Source organism: Sulfitobacter sp. M39 (assembly GCF_021735935.1).
GTDB lineage: Bacteria > Pseudomonadota > Alphaproteobacteria > Rhodobacterales > Rhodobacteraceae > Sulfitobacter.
In genome coordinates this window covers 2,113,145-2,133,298 of sequence record NZ_WMDZ01000001.1, presented here as the reverse complement: position 1 = coordinate 2,133,298, position 20,154 = coordinate 2,113,145, and the positions used below count along the sequence as shown (strand labels likewise).

Annotated in this window: 15 protein-coding genes and 1 pseudogene; 8 read left to right on the top strand and 8 right to left on the bottom strand. The window is 60.8% G+C overall.

From position 1 onward, the window contains the following. The first annotated feature begins 1 nt into the window (after position 1). The 3 genes from GLP43_RS10340 to GLP43_RS10330 are packed head-to-tail and all read left to right on the top strand — an operon-like array spanning position 2 to position 1,968. Complete coding sequence (locus GLP43_RS10340) at positions 2 to 817, top strand: universal stress protein (protein ID WP_237279244.1); 816 nt, start codon at positions 2 to 4, stop codon at positions 815 to 817. 7 nt (positions 818 to 824) lie between these two features. Beyond that, a complete protein-coding gene (locus GLP43_RS10335; protein ID WP_009826174.1) occupies positions 825 to 983 on the top strand; it encodes a hypothetical protein in 159 nt (52 codons plus the stop codon). 10 nt (positions 984 to 993) lie between these two features. After that, positions 994 to 1,968 carry a D-2-hydroxyacid dehydrogenase family protein gene (locus tag GLP43_RS10330; RefSeq protein ID WP_237279243.1) on the top strand — a complete coding sequence of 325 codons (975 nt, stop codon included), beginning with the start codon at positions 994 to 996 and terminating at the stop codon, positions 1,966 to 1,968. Here the strand turns inward: GLP43_RS10330 and GLP43_RS10325 are convergent. After that, positions 1,943 to 2,989, bottom strand: coding sequence for an AbrB family transcriptional regulator (locus GLP43_RS10325; RefSeq protein WP_237279242.1), 1,047 nt, complete (start codon positions 2,987 to 2,989; stop codon positions 1,943 to 1,945). The two genes, GLP43_RS10330 and GLP43_RS10325, sit on opposite strands and share 26 nt — an antisense overlap. A gap of 88 nt (positions 2,990 to 3,077) precedes the next feature. Here GLP43_RS10325 and GLP43_RS10320 point away from each other — a divergent pair, with 88 nt between their 5' ends. From GLP43_RS10320 to GLP43_RS10305, 4 genes and pseudogenes are all read left to right on the top strand, one after another. Then, positions 3,078 to 3,758, top strand: coding sequence for a GntR family transcriptional regulator (locus tag GLP43_RS10320; protein ID WP_237279241.1), 681 nt, complete (start codon positions 3,078 to 3,080; stop codon positions 3,756 to 3,758). Beyond that, entirely contained in the window at positions 3,755 to 5,140 is a 1,386-nt protein-coding gene (gene tcuA / locus GLP43_RS10315) for an FAD-dependent tricarballylate dehydrogenase TcuA (RefSeq protein WP_237279240.1), read from the top strand. The genes GLP43_RS10320 and tcuA overlap by 4 nt, the downstream gene beginning before the upstream one ends. Continuing rightward, on the top strand, positions 5,130 to 6,197 hold the full coding sequence (gene tcuB, locus GLP43_RS10310; RefSeq protein WP_237279239.1) for a tricarballylate utilization 4Fe-4S protein TcuB: 1,068 nt from the start codon (positions 5,130 to 5,132) through the stop codon (positions 6,195 to 6,197). Before tcuA ends, tcuB begins: the two co-directional genes overlap by 11 nt. A gap of 277 nt (positions 6,198 to 6,474) precedes the next feature. Then, positions 6,475 to 6,861 (top strand): annotated as a pseudogene (locus GLP43_RS10305) (IS5 family transposase); the annotation flags it as partial. A 115-nt stretch (positions 6,862 to 6,976) separates the two neighbouring features. Here the strand turns inward: GLP43_RS10305 and GLP43_RS10300 are convergent. Next, the gene (locus GLP43_RS10300; protein ID WP_237279238.1) at positions 6,977 to 10,150 is read right to left on the bottom strand and encodes an efflux RND transporter permease subunit; all 3,174 of its coding nucleotides are present in this window, start codon (positions 10,148 to 10,150) and stop codon (positions 6,977 to 6,979) included. After that, positions 10,147 to 11,355, bottom strand: a complete 1,209-nt coding sequence (locus GLP43_RS10295; protein ID WP_237279237.1) for an efflux RND transporter periplasmic adaptor subunit — start codon at positions 11,353 to 11,355, stop codon at positions 10,147 to 10,149. Before GLP43_RS10295 ends, GLP43_RS10300 begins: the two co-directional genes overlap by 4 nt. 350 nt (positions 11,356 to 11,705) lie before the next feature. Here GLP43_RS10295 and GLP43_RS10290 point away from each other — a divergent pair, with 350 nt between their 5' ends. Next, a complete protein-coding gene (locus GLP43_RS10290) occupies positions 11,706 to 12,425 on the top strand; it encodes a TetR/AcrR family transcriptional regulator (protein WP_237279236.1) in 720 nt (239 codons plus the stop codon). Between the two features lie 62 nt (positions 12,426 to 12,487). Here the strand turns inward: GLP43_RS10290 and cysG are convergent, their stop codons facing one another. From cysG to nirB, 5 genes are read right to left on the bottom strand one after another with little or no spacing between them, the layout of a single operon-like run. Beyond that, the gene (gene cysG / locus GLP43_RS10285; RefSeq protein WP_237279235.1) at positions 12,488 to 13,891 is read right to left on the bottom strand and encodes a siroheme synthase CysG; all 1,404 of its coding nucleotides are present in this window, start codon (positions 13,889 to 13,891) and stop codon (positions 12,488 to 12,490) included. After that, on the bottom strand, positions 13,888 to 14,823 hold the full coding sequence (locus GLP43_RS10280; RefSeq protein WP_237279234.1) for a glycosyl transferase family protein: 936 nt from the start codon (positions 14,821 to 14,823) through the stop codon (positions 13,888 to 13,890). Before GLP43_RS10280 ends, cysG begins: the two co-directional genes overlap by 4 nt. After that, positions 14,820 to 17,396 carry a nitrate reductase gene (locus GLP43_RS10275; RefSeq protein ID WP_237279233.1) on the bottom strand — a complete coding sequence of 859 codons (2,577 nt, stop codon included), beginning with the start codon at positions 17,394 to 17,396 and terminating at the stop codon, positions 14,820 to 14,822. Before GLP43_RS10275 ends, GLP43_RS10280 begins: the two co-directional genes overlap by 4 nt. Then, a complete protein-coding gene (gene nirD, locus GLP43_RS10270) occupies positions 17,393 to 17,728 on the bottom strand; it encodes a nitrite reductase small subunit NirD (protein ID WP_237279232.1) in 336 nt (111 codons plus the stop codon). Before nirD ends, GLP43_RS10275 begins: the two co-directional genes overlap by 4 nt. Next, on the bottom strand, positions 17,725 to 20,151 hold the full coding sequence (gene nirB, locus GLP43_RS10265) for a nitrite reductase large subunit NirB (RefSeq protein WP_237279231.1): 2,427 nt from the start codon (positions 20,149 to 20,151) through the stop codon (positions 17,725 to 17,727). Before nirB ends, nirD begins: the two co-directional genes overlap by 4 nt. Positions 20,152 to 20,154 lie beyond the last annotated feature (3 nt).

Genomic DNA, 20,154 nt, shown 5'->3' with positions numbered 1-20,154 from the left:
CATGCCCGTGATGAACCTGCTTGTCGCCTTCAACGGCTCCGACGCCTCCGTCGCCGCGCTGCGCTATGCGGCCTCGCTCGCGAAACGGCGCGGCGCACATGTGACGGGGATCCTTGCGCATACCGCGCATGAGGTGATCGACCGTCGTTCGCGCTGGATCCCCGAAGAGGCCCGCGCCCTATTGGAAGCAGCCAATAGCGAAATCTTGGCCGAGGTCACCCGCCGGTTTGAGGAACTACGCCCCGAGCTTGACCTGGGCGACGCGCTGGATTTTCGCGAAGAGACAGGCCGCGTCGACACGCTGCTTTCAGAAGGCGCGCGCTATTACGACATGCTGATCGTCGGCGCCCGGGCCGAAAGCGATGATGCCCATGTGACCCACCACCCAGACCGGATCGCGCTGCAATCAGGGCGTCCGGTGATCGTGGTCCCCGCGGGCTATGACGCAGGCGCGCAGCACAGCCACGCGGCGCTGGCATGGGACGGCGGGCGCGCCGCCGCGCGAGCGCTGTCGGACAGCCTGCGCTTGCTTGAGGTCGATGGCCGTGTCAGCGTTCTGACGGTGGGCAAACGCACATCCTGGCCGATCACCGATCTGATGACCCACCTCGACCGCCACGGCGTCGAAGCGGTGCATGAGGACTTTCCGACAACCCATCCGGTGTCACAGACTCTGCTTTCCTATTGCGAGCGCCATGACCCCTCGCTGCTGGTGCTCGGTGCCTATGAACACTCCAAGTTTCGCGAAGATTTCCTTGGCGGCGTGACCGCCGAGGTGCTGGAAAAGATCAAAATCCCCGTTTTATTGTCCCATTGAGAAGCGAATGATGACCAATTACGAGAAAATCAAAACCGCCCGCCGTGATCTGGAAAAACTGCGTGCCGAGCTGATCGCCAGCCTCAATACGCAGAAAGACCGCGACCCCGATCTGCTGATCCTACACGAGCGGGTCAGCAAAGCGATCAACGCGCTTTCCGCATAGGGTGCCCGGGATGAAGGTTCATATCCTCGACGACTGGTTCGACACCCTGCGCGGGTTGCCCTGCTTTGACCTGCTGGCGGGGCATGATGTCACCGTCTGGACGGACCATCAGCCTGACGAGGCGATCTTGGCCGACCGTTTGCAGGATGCCGACTGCATCGTACTCTTTCGCGAGCGGACCAAGGTGACGCCGGGGTTGCTGGAGCGCCTGCCAAACCTGCGCCTGATCTCACAGCGCGGTGCCTATCCGCATGTCGACGTCGCGGCCTGCACCGATCAGGGCGTGCTGCTGTGTTCAAACAAAGGTACGGATCGGGCCAACCATGCGGCGGCGGAGCTAACCTTTGCGCTGATCCTTTCAGCCATGCGGCAACTGCCGCAGCAGATGGCGAGCGTGAAGGCGGGCAACTGGCAGATGGGCGTCGGACGCAGCCTGCGCGGGCGGCGACTGGGGCTTTATGGCTATGGGCGCATTGGGCGTGTGGTGGCGGACTATGCCCGCGCCTTCGGGATGGAGGTCATCTGGTGGAGTTCCGAGGCCGGGCGCGCGCGGGCCAAGGCCGATGGTGAAACCGTCGCCGAGGATCGCGCGTCGTTTTTCGGGACATGCGACGTGGTCTCTCTGCATCTCCGGCTTACCCCTGAAACCCGCGGCAGTGTCACCGCGGAAGACCTCAGCGCCATGTCGCCCCGCGCGGTACTGGTGAACACCTCCCGCGCCGGGCTGATTGCCGAAGGCGCGCTTCTGCAAGCGCTTAACGCCGGGCATCTCGGCGCGGCGGCGGTGGATGTCTTTGACCGGGAGCCGCTAACGGAACCCAATGACCCGCTGCTCTCGCACCCCAAACTGATCGCCACCCCGCATATCGGCTTTGTCACCGAGGATGAATTCGACAAGCAATTCGCGGATATCTTCGAACAGGTGAACGCCTATGCAGCGGGCGCTCCGATCCATATGATCAACCCTTCCGTCTACGCGCCATAAACCCCGCGACCAGCGGCGCGCCGACGATCACCAGCACGATGCGGGTCAGGTGGTGCGTGATGACAAAGCCCAAATCCGCACCGGTCACGATGGCCAGCACCGTCATCTCGGCCTGCCCGCCCGGCGCGAAGGCAAGGAATGCCTCGACCGGATCGCCCAATCCGGCCCAAGTGACGAGGCCGGTGAAACCTGCGGCCAAGACGGCGAGCACCAGTACATAGGCGATGCCCGCCAGCACCACCCGCGTCAGCTCAGCCCATGTCACGCCCAGAAAATGCACGCCGATCCCGCAGCCGATAAAGAACTGCGCGGCAAGGATGGCCTCGGCTGGCGGGCGGCTGTGGATTTGGCCGGCCAGTGACAGAACGGCGGTCACAATCATGGGGCCAAGGATGGACGCGCCAAATAGGCCGATCCTCTCTCCTCCTTTCCAGCCGATCAGGGCTGCCGCGGCCATCAAGGCCATCTCCCCCACCGGCAGTTCCGTTACCGGCGCGCCGATGGGATTGGTCAGCCCTGCCCCGTATGCCAGCGTCAGGAAAGCAGGCGCAAGGGTGACGATAAACAGCACCCGCGTGGCGTGGATCAATGACAGCGCCCGAGGATCGCCCCCCGCTTCGGTGCCAAAGATCACCATGTCCTGCAAGCCGCCCGGCATCGCGGCGTAATAGGCCGTCGGCGCGTCGAACCCCCAAACGTGCCGAAAGAAAGGGACACCGATAACCCCGATCAGCGCGATAAAGACCGGGACCAGCGCCACCGACATCGCCATCTGGGGCAGTTGGTGGAACAGATCGGGTGTGATCGAGGCCCCCACCGCCACACCAAGGATCGTGCGCGCCGCGACTGAGACTTGGCCGAAGCCTTTGATCGGCACGTTCGACAATGCCGCGATAAGGCAGGCGGCCATCGGCCCGAAAAGGAAGGGTAGTGGTAGATCAAGCCCCCAAAAGAGCAAAGTGCCAGCCGCGGCGAGGATCAAGGTCAGCGCACGACGGCGGGTCGGTTGGGAGAGGCGCATAGGGTTCAATTCACTTTTTCTTCCGGGCTTGACCTGTATTGCATACTATTGTATCCATCTGTATGCAATAGTGATCGTAGGGGCGTTTATGAGCGAAGAAGACCGCACACCACAGGGCAACTCTGCCTATGCTCAACTGATGGATGAGCTACGCGCCGGACGGCTGAATCCCGGCGACCGCCTCCGTGAAACAGAGTTGGCCGAACGCTTGGGCGTTTCTCGCACCCCCGTGCGTGAAGCGATCCGCCAGTTGGAAGCTGATGGCGTCGTGGCGCATATCCCCCGCCAAGGGGCGAGCATCCGCACGCTAGACTATGCCGAGGTGATGGAGCTTTACGAGATGCGCGCCGTGTTGGAGGGCACCGCCGCACGGTTGGCCGCCCGCGCCGCCTCGGACATCGAGATCGAAGAGCTTCAGGACATGAACCAGCAGCTCGCCACCTTGGGCAACGTGCCCGAGGCTTTCACCCTCAACCGTCAGTTTCACGCAGCGCTTCTGGACGCCGCGAAAAACCGTTTCCTAACCCGGTCGATCCACACGCTGCAAAAGACGCTGATGATCCTCGGACCGACGACGCTGACCGACCCTGCCCGCGCCGAGAATGCGGTGGAGGAGCACTTTGGCGTTCTCGACGCGATCAAGGCCCGCGATGCCGCCCTCGCCGAAGCGGCGATGCGTGCGCATATCGAAGCGGCCCAGCGGGTCCGGGTTCGCGCCCTGCGCGCGCAGCCCTCGCGTGATGAGACATATGACGGAGACCTGCTGTGACCGAAGCTTACGATATTGTCGTGATCGGTGGCGGCAATGCGGCGCTTTGTGCCGCGATCACCGCCGCCGAAGACGGCGCCCGCGTGCTGATCCTTGAGACCGCGCCAAAACCCTACCGGGGCGGCAATTCGCGCCACACCCGTAACTTCCGCTGCATGCACCACGGGCCACTGGGGCCGCTGGTCGAGAGCTACACGGAAGAGGAATACCTCGCCGATCTGATGAAGGTGACGGGTGGCAAGACCGATGAACATCTTGCGCGCCTCGCCATCCGTACCTCTGAGGAATGCCTGCCGTGGATGGAAGAACATGGCGTGCGGTTTCAGCCTTCGCTCTCGGGCACCCTGTCCCTTGCCCGCACCAACGCCTTCTTCCGTGGCGGTGGCAAAAGCCTTGTGAATGCCTATTACCGCACCGCCCATGGATTGGGCGTGGATGTGCTTTATGACGCCGCCGTGACCCATCTCGAACTGGACGGCGACCGGGTGACGCGGGTGGACTATACGCATGAGGGGGCCGCCAAGAGCCTCTCCCCCAAATCCGTCGTCGTGGCCTCTGGCGGCTTTCAGGCCGACACCGACTGGCTCGCGCGCGCATGGGGGCCCGCGGCGAAGAACTTCCTGATCCGGGGCACGCCCTATAACCGCGGCGTGGTATTGGCGGACCTGCTGGACCAAGGCATCGCACAGGTGGGCGACCCGACCCAGTGTCACGCCGTCGCGATTGACGGACGCGCGCCAAAGTTCGACGGCGGGATCGTGACGCGGCTGGACTGCGTGCCCTTCTCCATCGTCGTGAACAAAGATGCGCAGCGGTTCTATGATGAGGGCGAGGATGTCTGGCCCAAACGCTACGCCATCTGGGGCCGACTGGTGGCCGCGCAGCCCGATCAGGTTGGCTATGTCATCATCGACGCGAAGTCGCTGAACCTGTTCATGCCTTCGGTCTTCCCCCCAATCAAAGCCGATACGCTGGCGGAACTGGCGGGTAAGATGGGCCTGCCCGCTGATGCGCTTGAGCACACCGTGGCCGGGTTCAACGAAGCCTGCGGCGATCAAAGTGCCTTCCACCCCACCGAGCTTGATGCCGTGGCGACCACGGGTCTCACCCCGCCCAAGACCAATTGGGCGCGGCCAATCACCGAGCCGCCGTTCTACGGCTATTCGCTGCGCACCGGCGTCACCTTTACCTATCTCGGGCTGAAGGTGGATGAAAACGCGCAATGCTCCATCGGCGACCGCCCTGTCAGCAACCTCTGGGCGGCGGGCGAAACAATGGCGGGCTCAATCTTGGGCCAAGGGTATCTTGCCGGGTTTGGCATGACCATCGGCACCGTCTTCGGACGTATCGCAGGCAAGGAGGCCGCAGCCCATGCAAATTGATCTACTCCAAGAGGCACGCCGTCAGGCCGAAATCTGCAACGCCTGCCGCTATTGCGAAGGCTACTGTTCGGTCTTCCCTGCCCTTCAGGCCGAACGCGCCTTTTCTGACGGGGATCTGACGCAACTGGCGAACCTTTGCCACAACTGCCGGGGCTGCTACTACGCCTGCCAGTACACCGCCCCGCATGAGTTTGACCTGAACCTGCCCCAAGCCTTGGCCGATCTGCGCCAAGACAGTTGGGAAGAGTTTGCCTTTCCCCGTGCCGCCGGAAAAGCCTTCCAGAAAAACGGCCTCGCGATTGTGCTCGCCACCGTGTTGGGCTTTGCCTTGCTGTTCTGGGCCGCCCGTGCGCTGGCCGGTGCAGGGGGCGAAGGTTTCTATGCGGTGCTGTCTCACAATGCGATGGTGGCGATCTTTTTGCCCGCCTTTCTGTTTCCGCTGGCGAGCATTGCCATCGGGTTGCGCCGTTACTGGCAAACAGTCGGCGGTGCCCCGGTTCGTCTGCGCCATCTGCGCGGGGCCATCGCCTCAATCGCGAATATGCGCAACCTCAAGGGTGGTCACGGCGACGGTTGCAACTTTGAAGACGAAGACCGTTTCACCCATGCCCGCCGCTATGCGCATCAGGCGATCATGTACGGCTTTCTGTTGTGCTTTGCCTCGACCAGTGTGGCGACGCTGATGCATTACCTGCTTGGTATGCCCGCTCCTTACGGGCTGTTCTCCGCCCCCAAAATCCTTGGACTGTCGGGCGGTGTTCTATTGGTGTTGGGCTGTAGCAAAATGGTCTGGCTGAAGTTGCGGTCGGACAAATCGCTCGGTGCGACCAACGCTTTTGGCGGAGAGATTGCCTTTACCGGGTTGCTAGGGTTTGTCGGGCTGAGCGGGCTGTTGCTCTATGCGGCAAGCGGTTCTGACTGGATGCCGGGCCTGTTGGTTATTCACCTCGGCGCTGTGCTCGCGTTCTTTCTGCTGACACCTTTTACCAAAATGGCACATGGGTTTTACCGAATGGCGGCTTTGGTACGGGATGCGCAGCGGCGTGAGGGGGGCTAACTATCTGGGCTAGCACCACTGAATGGATGGACAGGCTCTGTTTCACTCCCCAAATCTCTCCGCCTTTTAGAAAAGGTCGACACGGCCTCGCCACCTTCGATGTGGGTGATATGGCGCCCACCTGTCCCTCCGTCTTCAAAATCTACTCGCATGAGGGCTGTCGCAAAATTGTGGTCTGGGTTTAACTGTCAAGATGGGTGCAGACTGCGCTCATGAAGATCGACCCTTCGCCGACAGATGACGCCACGCGCATAGCCGAACCGGCACGTACATCGCAAATACCAAGTTGCACGCAATCACCGACACCAGCAGACGACCAATCCGCCGCTTCATTACAGCGGGAAAAGTTAGTGACAAAACTGGTGCAGCCGCCTTGATGAATGATTTGCCTAAGGCTAAATGGCTCCGCGCTGATAGAGGGTACGATGCTGATTGGTTCCGTGAAGCCCTTGTGGACAAGGGCAAAAAGCATCGCATTTCAGGCCGCAAGACGCGCAAGAACATCGTCAAGTATGACAAGCGCCGCTACAAGCGACGTAATCGCATCGAGAGAATGTTCGGCAAGCTCAAGGATTGACGGCGCATCGCAACCCGCTACGACAGATCGCCAACCGTATTCCTCTCCGCAATCGCCCTCGCAGCAACCGTCATACTCTGGCTATGAGCCTGCCCCCAAGGGACTAGGTTGAACCTCTTCAATCCAAGTATTTCACCGAGTGAAACAGAGCTAAGGGTCCAACCCCAAAGAGGGAGCGTGCCCTAAAATTTACTGCGGTTCATCACGGTTCTGTCTGCTTTCGCCGTAGAAATTTTGGCAGCCCCATTCTCCTCGGCCGTTCCGCTCGCGTTGCCTCGTCCCCTTGCAAGCTTTGCTTTTGTCCAAACATCAGCATGGCAGGTGTCAGGATGAGGGTCAGAAGGGTCGCAACAACCAGACCACCTACAATCGCGCTCGACAGTTCGGTCCAGTATTGGGTCGATGGCGCGCCAAAGACGATTTCGCGCGTAAAGAAATTCAGGTTGGCCCCCAGCACCATCGGCATCAGGCCAAGCGCCGTGGTAATTGATGTCAGAAGAACAGGCCGCAAACGTTGTGCGCCTGTGCGCAAGGCGGCCTCTCGCGGGTTCATGCCAGAGGATCGTAGATCATTGTAGGTATCAATCAGAACAATGTTGTTGTTCACCACGATGCCCGCCAGCGCGATAATCCCGATGCCCCCCATCACAACGCCAAAAGGGCGCCCCGTGACGATCAAGCCAAGCAAAACACCCGCGACCGAGAAGATGATCGCGCTCATCACGACGAAGGCTTGGTAGAAGCTATTGAACTGAAGAACGAGGATCACCAGCATCAAAACAATCGCGGCCACGAAGGCACCAACAAGGAACACCATCGCTTCGGTCTGGTCCTGCGCCTCGCCTGCGAAGCTATAGCTGACCCCGTCGGGCAAATCCGCGGCGTCCAGGGCTTGTTGCAAAGCCGTCACCTGATCGTTGACCAACAAACCGGGTGCGACATTTGCCTCTATCGTCACTACGCGCTTTTCATCGACACGTGTGATCGTGCCCGTCCGTTCAACCGGTTCAAAGGTGACAAAGTTTGAGATCGGCACCAAACCGGCAGAGGTGGGAACGCGCAGGTTTCCAAGCTCTGACAAAGACCGTTCCTCGGCCGGGAAACGTACGCGGATATCCAGCTCTCCGTCCGCGTCCTCGGGCCGGTAATCCGCGACGGCGATCCCTTGGGTCAGCAGTTGAACGGCCTGCCCCAAAAGACTGACATCAGCGCCATATCGCGCGGCTTCCGCCCGGTTCACGCGGATGGACACCTCTACCCCCGGAAGCGGCAGCGTATCGGTCACATCCGTGAAGCCGCCGATCTGCTCCATGATGGACAAGACCTGCGCGACAGCGTCGCCCTGCACGGCCGGATTGCGCGCCGCGATCTGAAGGTTGATCGGCTTGCCAGCGGTGGGACCGCCGCTTTCGGTCTGGACCTGAACATCAATGCCCGCAATGTCTGCGACATCACGCCGGATATCGGTGCCGATGGCTTCTGCCGCGCGCCGCCTGTCCCATTCGGTGAGCTCAAGCTGTATCGTACCGATGGTTTCTTCGCTGCCTTGCCCTGCGCTCATCGTGGATCGGGCATAGACGGTGGCCACTTCATCGTAGCCCATCAATCGCTGCTCAACTCTGCGCACCAACGCGTCACGTTCGTAGATAGAGAAGTTGTCACGGGCAAGCACCTGCACCTGCATGAACTCGGGCTCTACCGAGGGGAAGAACGACAGGCCGGTGCCGAACTGCCCGTATAGACCAAAGCTGCCAAGCAGCATGGCAAGCGCCAGCAACGCCGTAGCGCCGGGTCTGAGGATTGCCCATTCCAACACACGGACATAAGCCCCGGTCAGCCCGCCAATGCGCCGTGGGTCGCCTTTTTCAGCTTCGCTTAGCGCACGTTTGGCCGCCGCATTTTGCGGCTGGCGTTTCCCGATGAGGCCACCCAGTACAGGGATGAAGATGAGCGCCATGAAAAGGGACGCGAACAGGGTCAGGATCACGGTAATCGGCAGGAACTTCATGAACTCGCCGACCATGCCGGTCCAGAACAGCAGCGGGAAAAATACGCTTAACGTCGTGGCGGTTGAGGCGATGATCGGCCACGCCATGCGCTTGGCGGCATAGGCATAGGCGGTTTGCGCATCATCCCCCTCTTGCAGACGACGGTCCGCGAGCTCGACCGTTACGATGGCCCCATCGACCAGCATCCCGACGACCAAAATCAGCGAAAAGAGAACCACGATATTCATCGTGAACCCCATCGTCCAAAGGGCCGTTACCCCCACCAGAAACGCCCCCGGAATGGCAAGTCCGACAAGGATCGCCGACCGAAGGCCAAGGGCAGCCACGATGACGATCATAACAAGCAAAACCGCTGCAATGACGTTTGCCTCCAGGTCGCTCAGCAACGTCTCTACCTGCTCGGACTGATCTTGCAGGTAGGTTACCTCGATGCTTTCGGGCCAATCCTTGCGCAGCTCTTCCAGCGCCGCACGCGTCGCCGCGACTGTTTCGATGATATTCGCTCCGGACCGCTTTTTCACCTCAAGCGCAAGCGCCGGTTGCCCGTCGATGCGCGCGTAGCCCGTCGGATCTTGGAAGGTGCGGCGGACGGTTGCGACGTCTTCGAATGTCACCACCGTATTTCCGCGCACCTTTACCGGAATTTCCATGACGTCTTGCAGGTCCTCGATCAGGCCCGGCACCTTGAGCACGATGCGGCCGCCCCCCGTCTCAATGGCCCCCGCCGCAATCAAACGGTTGTTCCGCTGAAGCTGGCCGATTAGCTCGTCAAAGCTCAGGTTGTAGGTTTGGAACACCGTCGGGTCGATCAGCACCTCAAGGAATTCATCCCGCGCGCCACCAATCTCGACCTCGAGAACGCCGGAAAGCCCTTCGATGGCTTCTTGAGCGTCATCGGCGATGGCGTTCAGCGTTCTTTCCGGCACCGGCCCTGAAATGAGCGCGGTGATAATCGGGAAGAGCGCGGTGTTGATCTCTGTCACTGTGAGGTCATAGGCATCTTCGGGCAAATCGCCCTCGACCCTGTCTGCGGCTTCCCGGACTTTGCGCAGCGCTTCGTCGATATCTCCGCCGGGGGTGAACTCAAGCTGGACATTCGCATAGCCTTCGGACGCATTGCTTTGGATCTTCTCAAGCCCGGCAATCGCGGCGAATTCGGATTCCATCGGCTCGATCAGCAGGCGTTCGGCATCAGACGGGCTGATCCCTTCAAGGCCCGTAGAGACGTAAACAAGCGGTAAAGGCACCTCGGGGTTGGCTTCTTTGGGGATGGCGACATAGGCCACCGCGCCTACCCCCAAGAGCATCAAAAGCACCATCAGAACGACACGGCCACGCGAGAATGCGCCGTCAATAATCGTATTCATTCCCGCTGCCCTTCGTCGCTTGCCGCGTCACTATCGGGAATGGGAAGCGCGGGCTGCCCATCTTGAGGGGTACTGTTTTCCTCACCTTCATCCGCCTTGGTCTGCAACGACGGTGCCACCTTTTCGCCCTCGTTCACGAACCCCTGACCCACAGTGATGATCCGCACCGCGTCCGACAGGCCGCTTATATACAGGCCATCGATCTCTGCCCGTACGATGCGAATGGGGGTGAACACAACCATATCATTCTCATCAACGGTTTTGACGCCCAAGCGCCCCTCTGGGCTAAGCGATATCGTAGAGGGCTGCACGAAATGCGCGCTTGTCGACCCCGTCGGGATTCGAATTTCCGCGGAAATACCGGCGGGAATGGCACCGTCTTCGTTCGGCACGGTGATCTTGGTGAGGAACGTGCGGGTTTCGGCATTTGCAGCCGTGCTGACAAAGCTCACGTTGCCTTCACGCTCTTCTCCGGTGATGAAATTCACCGTCGCCGTCTGGCCGCTTTTGATCTGACCAAGCGCCTGCTGTGGCACCTGCAACGCGACTGTAAGCGGCCGATTATCAACGATGCGCCCGACTTCGGCACCCGCTTGAATAAACTCACCCGCATCAAGTGACAGCTCTTCGACACGTCCGGTGAACGGGGCCGTGATAACAAGCGCCTCTATCGCTTCTTCCGCTGCGGTCACGGACGCCTCGGCGGCGGCAAGCGTGGCGCGCGCTTGGCTGACCCGATCGGCAGTCGCCACCCCTCTGTTCAAAAGCTCAGTTGCGTTTTTGAACTCTCGGTCCGCACGGGCGAATTCTTCGCGTGCCCGAGATAAATCCGCCTGAGCTCCCGTCGCAGAGAGCCGAGCAATCACCGCGCCGCCCTCGACCTCTTCCCCCTCCATCACCAAGACATCCACGACGTCGCCTGACGCCTCGGCGCGGATCGACGTATCGCGGTCGGGTTGCGCCTGCCCTTCCGCCTGAAAGGATATCGTGACCTGTTGAGGCGTCGACTTTTCAACCGCCACAGCAACGGGCTTGGCGGGGGCAGTTTCAGCTTGCTCTGCGTCTTGGTCACCCGAGGGCAGGATATACCCGCTGCCCATCCAGCCGACGATGGCGACAACCAAAGCCGCGGCAATCCACGCCGACCGCGACGCGCCTTTATCGTCCTCGAAAGACAATTGCTCTTTGTTTTCGCTGTCGCTCATTTTCAGTTGGCCTTCACTCTCACACACAGACTCTTTTTAACATGCGTAACATATGCGCAGTCGGTCAAAGAAGTCGCACTATATAATGCATTTCGGGAACAGACCAGCAGTCTGTAAGGCTGAAATAGACGATGCACCGTAAATTTCAATATGACGTAAAGGCACCCAGAACTTACCACGCTAGCTGGGCCACACTTCCGGCCTGTCAAATTTCTTAAGCGTTTGCGCCCGCCACAGCCCGATCTATCGCGGTCAAGCGGTGCCCCTCATTGACCTGCGATCCGCACGAACCTAAGTAACAACCGACCCATGACCAGTATGGCGACCAGTAGGACAACGGAGTCATCGCATTGGCAAAGCACACAACAAAAGCCGAGAGCCGCGTGCGCATGGCCCCCGAAGCGCGGCGCGATATGATCCTTGATGCCGCCCAATCGCTCTTCATGAAACAGGGTTGGGACAGCGTCACCATCGCGGATGTTCAGGACACAGCAGGCATTTCCCGCGGCGGCTTTTACCACCACTTTGCTGCAAAAGAAGACCTGCTGACCGGCCTTATCGCCCGCATGACGGAACAGGCGATCCAGACCACTGAAGCCGCGGTGAACCACACTGACGGGGATGCGCTTACCAAGTTGAACGGTTTGCTAAACGGTGCAGCACAATGGACGGCCGATAACGTCGACGCGCTTCGGGGGTTCGTGCAGATTTTTTCTCGTCCCGGAAACGAAATTCCCTATCGCCGAATATGCGATGCCGAGGCCGCTGTCGTGATGCCCGTTCTTGAGACGATCATCAAAGCGGGTATCGACGAAGGGACATTCGATCCCGTTGATGCGGGGCTGACCGCTGAATTGATGTTAAGCCTTTCACAAGGCCGGGGCGAGGTTCTTATCAAGGTGTTTGCATTGGCAAGCCAGCGCGACCTCGATGCCGCAGTCGATACGCTAGACGCACGACTTCGGTCCGAAGGTGGCATCTGCGACCGTTTGCTTGGCCTCCCCGTCGGCAGCGTCGCTCTGTCAAATCCCACCGAATACCGGCGAATGTTGGCAGGATTGGTGCCGTAGCGACGAAACTGGCGGGGCTTACGAATCCGCCACACCGTCGCTGCCCCCATCACTGAGGGGCGCTAGACGTGGCGAAGCATCTGGTGACATGGGTTCGCCGATACGGCTTTTGGTACCGCGCGGGACCAACAAATGAACAGCATGGCTTCTCCCGCGATGCCGTGAGCTTCCAGTGTCTGAGGCAGCTCGCCCAAGAGGCATCGCACAACCACCTGCCCCATGCGCTGAGCCTTTGCGACGACCTTAACGTCGAACGGAACGCCGGGGTGCTGCGTCTCAAGCTGCTTTGTGATTTGGGGCGCGGCACCAACGGCCATATAAAGCGCGACGCATGTGCCCGGCCTGATATCCTTGATCGGGTCGGGTACAGTATATCCGTCGCGCCGGTGGCCCGTCGTGATCATCAGCGTATCGATATTGCCCCTGTCGGTGAGGCTTTCTCCGATGCTCGCCGCTGCTGCTAAGGCGGCTGTCACACCGGGGACGATGTCGTAGTCGATACCATGTTCTTGCAGCGCCTCGATCTCTTCGGTGCTGCGGCCAAAGACGCCGGGATCCCCACATTTCAATCGCACGACCCGCTGGCCCCGTTTGGCGGCGGATACCAGCGTCTGCGTGATTTTCTCTTGCGGCCAGCTGTGACAGCCGGGTGCTTTGCCCACGTAAATCCGTTCGGCGTCCCGTCGCGCCAGTTCTAAAATGTCGGGGTCAAGCAACCGGTCGTAATAGATCACGTCCGCCTCTTGCAAACGCTGCACACCGCGCAGGGTGATCAGATCCTTGGACCCTGGGCCCGCACCGACAAGGCTGACGCTGCCGCGGGGGGTGGCCCCGAAATCGCCTGTCTTGATCGCCGCCTTGATCAGCTTTGTCGCGTCGCGTTCGGCTCCGCTGGTGAACAAACGGCGCGGGCTGTCGTTAAAAACCCACCGCCACAGATCGCGGCGTGCACGTGGTCCAAGGCGAGCGGCGGCCTCTGTTCGCATGCGACCGGCAAGGGCTGCCAGATCACCAAGCCGCGGCTCAAGAAGCTGTTCCATCTTTGTCTTGATCTGGCGTGCCAGAACGGGGGCCGTCCCTTCGGTGCCGATGGCAACGACGACAGGATCGCGATCGACGATTGACGGGGTGATAGCATCGCATAGCTGCGGCTGGTCGACAACGTTGACTGTCGCGCCGCCCTGCTTTGCCAGCGCATGCAGGGCCATATCGGCCCCCGGACAGCCTGTCGCAATAAAGGTCAGCGCGGTGCCCGATGTCGTTTCCGGCGTGATGGGCCCCGTCTGATGACGGACACGACCGCAGGCAGCAAGCGCCGAGAGCTCGGGATCAAGGCCGGGTGCCCAAATCTCGACCTGAGCTTCGGTTTTGAGGATCAGCCTGGCCTTTTGTGCTGCCTGTTCGCCTCCGCCGATGATGACAACGCGGCGTCCTGCCATTTGCAAGAACATGGGAAATGTCTTCATGAGCTTTGGCTTTCTGTGTGATGACGCTGGTTCCAAAGGTCGCGCGCCATATGTTCTGCTTCGGTCATTGTGGGGGCCGCCCTGAGCGTCCAAAGCGCAAGCGCAGCTGTACCGGTAATTGTTGCCACCGCAAAAGGATCGGCGCAGTGCCCGTGCCACAAGCCGCGCAAATCAGGGATATCCCCCGCTTCATGCAGGCGACGCGTGTCTTCTAGCAGTGGCGCGGCGGGCTGTTGGAGATGCGCGCCGTTGCGCAGACCGAACACGGCAATCTCCTTTGAGGGATGGCGTTCGAATTCGCCGCCACCGCCTTTGATAATACTCAGGTCTTGCTGGCCCAACATCTGCGCCGCCTGTGCTTGTAGGCTACGGTAGGATGGATGAAACACGCCTTGCACCGTTGCTGCAGCCCCCGACGGGTTCCACATGCGCAACACCGTGTTGAAGCACGACCTAAGGCCAAGGACGTCGCGCAGGTTCAGCAGCTTGAACGCTGCGGGGCAAAGCGTTTCCAACGGCGTATAGGTCACATCAGGCCCCGCCAGATCAATCGCTTCGCGTACCGACGCAGAAGCGGATTGATGTGAATTCCACCCGTGCATGGAAATGGAATACCCCGCCTGCCCCACAAGCCGTGCAGCCAGCAGAAACAAGGGGGTGCCTCGACTGCGACCGGCGGCATAGGATGGCCAATCAAGGTCTGCCGGGGCAAGCGTCCCCGTCACATGGGCGCGCAATGCTGCGGTGAAACCAGCGATCTCTTCGGGCGTTTCGCCGCGCAGACGCATGACCATTAACAGCGCGCCGACTGCTTCTGGGGCCGCATCACCGCGTAAGATCAGCGCCATGGCGTCCTGAGCCTCGGCCAGGGTCATAGCGCGGGCACGCCCCTTGCCGCGCGCCACGATCCGGACATAGGGGGCCAGGCTCATTCTGCGGCCATCCGTTGCAAGGCTTGATCCAACAGCACTGCGAGTTCGGGTTTGCACGACCCGCAGTTTGTCCCCGCGCAGGTGGCATCGCCCAAGGCCGCGACGGTAGAGGCCCCGCCGGCGATCGCGGCCAGCAAGGTGTTGCGCCCCACATCAAAACAGGCACAGACCGTAGCACCCGGGTCCGGCCGGTCAGAGGAGTTGCGCCCAGCGAGCGCCGCCAACGCCGATGTGTCCGTCCCGAGCAGCGCGATAATCGCACCGCGCGATACGACCACCGGATTGGGGGATACGAAAAGCAGCCCGGTGATCCGCCCGCCCTTGGTTATCGCAATCCGAACGCCGCCGGTTGCCGCGTCGGACTGGAGCGACAGATCACCCTCCGCCTGCCCCGTCAGAAGGCGGGCCTGGGCCTCCCAATCCTCGGGGTTTTTGCTGCCCGCCAGCTCTGCCTGCCAGCCGGTATTGGTGCGGGCCACGGCGGCATAGGCGGTTTGCGGCGCGGGTTCCGCGACGCTTGCCAGAAAGCCATACCATTTGGCCTTAAAAACCTCGGCAGTGACCGCGCTGGCCTTCAAGGCGGGTTGACCTGAAATCGGATCGGTCAGCGGCGTCATGACGCTATTGACCGTGCCCGCGGTGCTGCGCTGACGTGTCCAGTGCATTGGCGCGAACAACGCGCCTTGGACGACGCGCGGGGTGATCAACGCGCGCATCAAAACGCGACCACGGCTGTTTTGCAGCGCGATCAACGCTCCGGGGAGTGCCCCCAACGCGGCGGCATCAACTGGGTTAATCTCTACATAGGGTTCGGCCAGATGTGCCCCAAGCCGCGCCGATTTACCCGTACGCGTCATCGTGTGCCACTGGTCGCGGTTCCGTCCGGTATTGAGCGTAAAGCGTGAGTTCTGCGACACGGGCGATGTCACGGCAACCATCTGCGCCTTCCCGTCAGGATGATAATATTGCCCGTCGGCAAAGAAACGCGCCCCGTTGCGCGGCCATTGGGTCGGCACCATTTTCGCGTAATCCGCATCGGCAAAAATGCTCAGATCAAGGTCGCGCGGGAAGGCCGAAGCCGCCTGATCAAGCGCGACATATTCGGCAAAGACATCTGCGGATGAGCCATAGGAAAAGGCATCCGCAAACCCCATACGCGTGGCCACGTCGCTGATGATCTTCCAGTCGGGCCGCGCCTCACCGGGGGCGGGTAGAAAGGCGCGCTGGCGCGAAATGCGGCGTTCTGAGTTGGTCACGGTGCCGTCTTTTTCACCCCAGCCCGTGGCGGGCAGCAGGACATTCGCCAGATCGTTGGTATCCGTCTTCTCCATGATGTCAGACGTAACAACAAAGGGCACATTTGCAATTGCTGCTGCCACGCCATCGGCATCGGGCAGCGACACCGCGGGGTTGGTGGATATGACCCACAGTGCCTTGATCCGCCCGTCGGCACAGGCTTCGAAAAGATCGACAGCCTTTAGCCCCGGTTTGGTGCAGATCGTCGGGCTTTGCCAAAAAGTCCGTACCGTATCCCGGTGTGCCTCATTTTCCAGATCGAGGTGATTGGCCAGCATATTGGCCAGACCGCCGACCTCGCGTCCGCCCATGGCATTGGGCTGGCCGGTCAATGAGAACGGGCCCATCCCCGCCTTGCCGATGCGTCCTGTGGCCAGATGGCAATTCAGGATCGCGTTCACTTTGTCTGTGCCGCAGACCGATTGGTTGACGCCTTGGGAGTACGCGGTGACGACTTTGGGCGTGTTTGCCCAAAGCGCATAGAAATCAGCCAGTTCCTGAGCATTTAGCCCGCTGTCCGCCGGATCACTGGCCTGCGCAGCCACCAGTGCCGCTTCCAGCCCATTCACATGGTTTTCCGTATAGGACGTGTCGCGTTTTCCGGTCTCTGCCAGATAGGCCAGCAACCCGTTGAACAAGGCAACATCCCCGTCGGGGACGATCCTCAGATGCACATCCGCCAGATCGCAGGTGGCCGTGCGACGCGGATCGACATTGACGATCCGCATATGGGGGCGCGCTTCTTTCGCTGCGGCAATACGCTGGTGCAAAACCGGATGACACCACGCCAGATTGGAGCCGACAAGCACGACCAGATCGGCCTGTTCCAAATCTTCATAGGTGCCGGGAACGGTATCAGTGCCGAAGGCACGCTTGTGTCCGGCGACAGAGGACGCCATGCACAGACGTGAATTCGTGTCGATATTGGCCGCCCCGATGAACCCCTTCATCAGCTTGTTGGCGACATAATAGTCTTCGGTCAGCATCTGGCCCGAGGCGTAAAAAGCCACGCTTTCCGGCCCATGCGTTGCGATGGCATCGCTGAATTTTTGCGCCACCAGATCAAGCGCGGTATCCCAATCCGCCTGCGCCCCGTTGATCTGCGGATGCAGAAGCCGCCCGTCCAGATCAATGGTTTCCCCCAAGGCAGCGCCTTTGGAGCATAACCGCCCGAAGTTCGCCGGATGATCCGGATCGCCCTTGATCGTGCCATCGGAAGCCGCCAGCACACCGCAACCGACACCGCAATAAGGGCAAGTGGTGCGCGTTAGGGTCATGCGGCGCTCCGCGCTTGCAGGAACGTCCGGTCCAGCAGGATGCGCCCGCTTTCCACCCGCGCCGGATAGGTCGCGACACGGCCCTCGTCCGCGCCCTGCGCCTCTCCGGTCTCGAGCGAGAACACCCAGTTATGCAGCGGGCAGGTTACGGATTTGCCATGGACGATGCCTTCGGCCAGCGGCCCCGCCCTGTGCGGACAGGCATTATCAAGCGCGAAGACTTCATCCTCAGCCGTGCGGAACACCGCGACACAGCCAAGCGCGGTCTTGATCATCCGCGCACCGCGCTGTGGCACATCATCAAGCGCTGCGATATCAATCCAGCTCGTCATTCAGCAGCCTCCAGTGACAGGTTTGCAAGGGGTTTGTAGCGCTCGGCCTGCTGGGTCACGTGTTCGGCCCACGGGTCTTTGCGGTAGATCGTCTGGCTCAGCTCGAAGCGATCAACCAAAGCGTCGCCTTCGGCAGCAACCCGTTCCTTGATCCAGTCCAGACCGACCTTGGCCATCCATTTGTAGATGCGATCAAGGTATTTGGCATTCTCGCGATACAGCTGCGTCACCGCCTTGATCACGTTGATCGCTTCTTGCTCGGTCGGCACTTGGATCAGCAATTCGGTTTCCCTGACGTCCATACCGGCCGCCCCGCCGATGCTGATCTGATAGCCGCTGTCGACACAGATGACGCCGATATCCTTGCAGGTCGCTTCGGCGCAGTTGCGCGGGCAGCCCGACACCCCGAGTTTCAGCTTATGCGGCGTCCAGGCCCCCCAGAGCTCTTTCTCAAGCTGGATGCCCAGACCGGTGCTGTCCTGAGTACCAAAGCGGCAATGATCCGTGCCGACACAAGTTTTGACCGTGCGCAGCCCTTTGGAGTAGGCATGTCCTGACACCATGCCGGCCGCGTTCAGATCGGCCCAGATGTCTGGCAGGTCTTCGCTTTTAACGCCCAATAGGTCAATCCGCTGCCCGCCGGTGACCTTGACCGTCGGCACCATGTATTTATCCGCCGCATCGGCAATAGCACGCAGTTCGTCCGGCGTGGTGATCCCACCCCACATGCGGGGCACGACGCTGTAGGTGCCGTCCTTCTGGATGTTGGCGTGTTTGCGTTCGTTGATGAAACGCGATTGCGGATCATCGCGATATTCCAGCGGCCAATCAGCCAGCAGATAGAAGTTCAACGCAGGGCGGCAGACATGGCAGCCGTCGGGCGTCTTCCACCCGCATTCCTGCCAGACTGCTGGCATCGAGGTCAGTCGCTGCGACTTGATCATCCGCCGCACATCTTCGTGGGTCATGTCGGTGCAGCCGCAGATCGACGCCGCCGCAGGCAAGACGAAATCATCCCCCAGCGTGACCGCCAGTACCTGTTCGACCAGCCCGGTGCACGTCCCGCAGGATGCGCTGGCCTTGGTCGTCGCTTTGATCGCGCCCAGATCAGAGGCGCCCGCCGCGATGGCGTCTTCAATTTGTCCTTTGCAGATACCGTTGCAGCCACAGATCTCCGCGTCACGCGGTAAGGCTGCAACAGCTGCTAAAGGGTCCAGGGGGGTCCCCCCTTGGTAGGCCGGGCCGAAAATCAGCGTATCGCGCATGTCCGCGATGTCGGTCTTGTCGCGTATCAGGCCAAAGAACCAGTTGCTGTCGGCTGTGTCGCCATACATCACCGCACCCAGCACAATGTTGTTTTCGATCACCAAACGGCGGTAGACCCCGCGCGCCGGATCGCGAAACACGATATCCTCGCGCCCTTCCCCGTCGGCGAAATCACCCGCGCTGAACAGGTCGCAGCCCGTGACCTTGAGTTTGGTCGAGATTTCCTTTTGCACGAACTGCGCTTGCTCTCCCATCAGCGTCTGCGCGGCAACTTTGGCTTGGTCGTAGAGCGGTGCCACCAGACCAAAGATCGCGCCGTTATGTTCGACGCATTCACCCACAGCCAGCACATCAGCGTCAGAGGTCAGCATCTGGTCGTCCACATGGATCCCCTTGCCGACCGCTAGCCCTGTATCTTGGGCCAACTGCACATTGGGGCGGATCCCGACGGCCATGACCAACAGATCGCAAGGCAGCTCTGTCCCGTCGTCCAGCAGCAACGCACGGACGTGGCCGTTTTCGCCTAGAATTTCCTTGGAATTGGCCGCGCATTTGACGGTGATCCCCTTGTCAATCAATGCGCGGCGAAGCAGATAGCCCGCGGCCTCGTCCAGCTGTCGCTCCATCAGGTGGCCCATGATATGCACGACGGTGACGTCGACACCGCGTGCGGCCATGCCTGCCGCAGCCTCTAGCCCCAGCAGGCCACCGCCGATGACCACACATTTATTGGCCGGCCCCAGATCCATCATGCGGGTTGTGTCTTCCAGATCTCGGTAGGCGATCACCCCTTCCAAATCGTGCCCTGGCAGCGGGATCATGAACGGGTTCGACCCGGTTCCGAACACCAGCTTGTCATAAGGCAGCACATCACCATTTTGCGCGGTCGCCGTCTTGGCCGCACGGTCGATCGTGGCGATGCGTTCGCCGAAACGACAGGTCACGCCTTGCGCTGCGTACCATGTGTCATCATGGGTCACGATCTCTGCATAGGTCTTGTCGCCGGACAAAACCGGAGACAGCATGATCCGGTTGTAGTTCCCGCGAGGCTCTGCGTTGAACAGTGTCACATCGTAATCTGCGCCCGCGTCAAAAAGATGCTCCAGCATGCGGCCCGTGGCCATGCCTGCACCGATGACGATCAGTTTCTGGGTCATATC

What these genes read in the sequence shown, in the direction of transcription:
- GLP43_RS10335 (WP_009826174.1), top strand. Translation starts at nt 825, where the DNA reads ATGATGACCAATTACGAGAAAATCAAAACCGCCCGCCGTGATCTGGAA.
- cysG (WP_237279235.1), bottom strand. Translation starts at nt 13,891, where the DNA reads ATGAAGACATTTCCCATGTTCTTGCAAATGGCAGGACGCCGCGTTGTC.
- GLP43_RS10295 (WP_237279237.1), bottom strand. Translation starts at nt 11,355, where the DNA reads ATGAGCGACAGCGAAAACAAAGAGCAATTGTCTTTCGAGGACGATAAA.
- GLP43_RS10325 (WP_237279242.1), bottom strand. Translation starts at nt 2,989, where the DNA reads ATGCGCCTCTCCCAACCGACCCGCCGTCGTGCGCTGACCTTGATCCTC.
- tcuB (WP_237279239.1), top strand. Translation starts at nt 5,130, where the DNA reads ATGCAAATTGATCTACTCCAAGAGGCACGCCGTCAGGCCGAAATCTGC.
- GLP43_RS10300 (WP_237279238.1), bottom strand. Translation starts at nt 10,150, where the DNA reads ATGAATACGATTATTGACGGCGCATTCTCGCGTGGCCGTGTCGTTCTG.
- nirB (WP_237279231.1), bottom strand. Translation starts at nt 20,151, where the DNA reads ATGACCCAGAAACTGATCGTCATCGGTGCAGGCATGGCCACGGGCCGC.
- nirD (WP_237279232.1), bottom strand. Translation starts at nt 17,728, where the DNA reads ATGACGAGCTGGATTGATATCGCAGCGCTTGATGATGTGCCACAGCGC.
- GLP43_RS10275 (WP_237279233.1), bottom strand. Translation starts at nt 17,396, where the DNA reads ATGACCCTAACGCGCACCACTTGCCCTTATTGCGGTGTCGGTTGCGGT.
- GLP43_RS10340 (WP_237279244.1), top strand. Translation starts at nt 2, where the DNA reads ATGCCCGTGATGAACCTGCTTGTCGCCTTCAACGGCTCCGACGCCTCC.
- GLP43_RS10320 (WP_237279241.1), top strand. Translation starts at nt 3,078, where the DNA reads ATGAGCGAAGAAGACCGCACACCACAGGGCAACTCTGCCTATGCTCAA.
- GLP43_RS10280 (WP_237279234.1), bottom strand. Translation starts at nt 14,823, where the DNA reads ATGAGCCTGGCCCCCTATGTCCGGATCGTGGCGCGCGGCAAGGGGCGT.
- GLP43_RS10330 (WP_237279243.1), top strand. Translation starts at nt 994, where the DNA reads ATGAAGGTTCATATCCTCGACGACTGGTTCGACACCCTGCGCGGGTTG.